A 2,083-nucleotide genomic window follows, 5' to 3' on the forward strand; every position below is an offset into this window, starting at 1 on the left:
CTAGGCCGTGTGGACAAAGAGGATTCCCAAATCAGCAACTGACTGATTCAAGGCTGTTCTTTTGCGGAGAGCGGCGTTGGTTCGCGGGTTGATGTCGGACGAAGAATGGGCGTTCTTCGAACCGTTCGTGGTCGAGAAAGGTCCGAGGCGAGGTCGGCGGCCGCGTGACCATCGGTTGGTGCTGGACGGGGTGTTCTGGATAGCACGGACGGGGACTGCCTGGCGGGATCTACACAGCCACTTCGGCACATGGAACTCAGTCTATCGCCAGTTCCGGCGCTGGACGCAGGCGGGGATCTGGGACGTGATGCTGGAGGCACTGAACGAGACCGGTGCGGGCAACGACAGCGTCCAGATGATCGATTCCACCATCATCCGCGCCCATCAGCACGCCGCCGGCGCGCTAAAAAAAGGGATGCGGACCAGGGTCTTGGCCGCTCTCGTGGTGGCTTCTCGACCAAGATCCATCTCCGCAGCAATGCACTCGGCCTCCCTGTCGCAGTCACGCTGAGCGGCGGACAGGTCTCCGATGTGAAAGGCTACGCGCCAATCATGGACCAACCAGGCCCACGGCCCTGCGTCCTGCTCGCCGACAAGGGATACGACGCCGACTTCATCCTGGCCGATCTGGAGGCTCGCGGCGTCGCCGCCGTCATCCCGGCCAAGCGAAACCGCAAGGTTCAGCCGGTCATCGACGGCCACATCTACGCTTTGAGAAACCTGGTCGAGCGATGCTTCTCAAAGCTCAAGCATAGCCGTCGCCTAGCCACACGTTACGATAAGACCGCCGATAGCTTCCTCGGCTTCGTTCTCGTTGCTTCAATCCGGTTGTGGGTCAGGCACTTTGTCCACACGACCTAACCAACGAAGAAGGCCGCGTTACCAAGTACCAGCGCAACGCAGACGGTTGGCCGACGCAGACCATCGAGGCATTCGGCACGGCCGACGCCCGGCAGACCGACATGACCTGGACCAGCGACCACCAACTGGCGAGCGTCGATGCTCCGGGTCTTTCCTCCGATTATACCTACGATTTGGCAGGGCGGCTGAGCACCTTTACGCAAACCGACACCACTTCACACAGCCTGCCCTACGCCACCAATGGCCAGACGCGATCCTGGACCTACACCTACACAGCCGATGGCCTGCTGGAGAGCGTCGATGGTCCACTATCGGGCACCGGCGATACGATCGACTATACGTACGACGCGTCGGGCTACCTCGAGACTGTGACTAGGCTCAGGACCCATTAAAGGGATTCACATGGCAACGGGGTTCTGATTCAGTGGCGTCGCAAGGGGGCGCTGCCATGAGTAATCTGTTCTGGTTGTCGGCGGCGCAGATGCGCCGGATCGAGCCGTGTTTTCCTGTGTCGCACGGTGTGCCCAGGGTGGATGACCGGCGGGTGATCAGCGGCATCATCTTCGTGATCAGGAACGGGCTGCGTTGGCGCGATGCGCCGAAGGACTACGGACCGCACAAGACGATCTACAACCGCTTTGTGCGCTGGAGCCGGCTGGGGGTGTTCAACCGCATCTTCGCCGAACTGGCGGCCAAGGGCGGCAGGTCCGAGCGGCTGATGATCGATGCGACCCACCTCAAAGCGCACCGGACTGCGGCAAGTCTTCTCAAAAAGGGGCTGTTCCCAGACGTATCGGGCGCACCAAGGGCGGCTTGAACTCAAAGCTGCATGTCGTCTGCGATGGCCAGGGCCGACCGCTGGTCATGCTGCTCAGCGAAGGCCAGATGAGCGACTACAAGGGCGCTGCCTTGATGTTCGATGCCATCCCGGACGCCGGGACCATGCTCGCCGACAAGGGCTATGATGCCGACTGGTTCCGCACCGCCCTCAAGCAACGCGGCATCGTCCCCTGCATCCCTTCGAGGTCCAACCGGCGGATGCCGGTCGGATACGATCCGACCGTCTATCGTCTGCGCCACAAGATCGAGAATATGTTCGGACGCCTCAAGGACTGGCGCCCCATCCACACCCGCTACGACCGCTGCGCCCACACATTCATGTCGGCCATCTGCATCGCCGCAACCGTCATCTTCTGGCTCTGATCAATGAGTCCTGAGCCTA

General features: G+C 61.4%; 2 protein-coding genes and 1 pseudogene. All 3 read left to right on the top strand.

What is annotated here, in order from left to right; genetic code table 11:
- Positions 1 to 91: 91 nt before the first annotated feature.
- The 3 genes and pseudogenes from Q8M85_RS03040 (at position 92) to Q8M85_RS03050 (ending at position 2,064) form a co-directional block, all read left to right on the top strand.
- Positions 92 to 861: pseudogene (locus Q8M85_RS03040) on the top strand (IS5 family transposase).
- A gap of 101 nt (positions 862 to 962) precedes the next feature.
- Positions 963 to 1,253 (top strand): hypothetical protein, encoded by a 291-nt coding sequence (locus Q8M85_RS03045; RefSeq protein WP_305540088.1) that lies wholly within the window; start codon positions 963 to 965, stop codon positions 1,251 to 1,253.
- A gap of 56 nt (positions 1,254 to 1,309) precedes the next feature.
- Positions 1,310 to 2,064 (top strand): IS5 family transposase gene (locus Q8M85_RS03050; protein ID WP_305540091.1). Its coding sequence is split into 2 segments (ribosomal slippage): positions 1,310 to 1,643 and positions 1,643 to 2,064, totalling 756 coding nucleotides; the frame shifts between segments, so codons are not numbered across the junction.
- The last annotated feature ends 19 nt before the right edge of the window (positions 2,065 to 2,083 follow it).

It is taken from the genome of Tabrizicola sp. (assembly GCF_030694085.1).
Classification (GTDB): domain Bacteria; phylum Pseudomonadota; class Alphaproteobacteria; order Rhodobacterales; family Rhodobacteraceae; genus Tabrizicola.

Bases quoted from the DNA above. Each gene is read 5' to 3' on its own strand.
- Q8M85_RS03045 (WP_305540088.1), top strand. From the start codon at position 963: ATGACCTGGACCAGCGACCACCAACTGGCGAGCGTCGATGCTCCGGGT.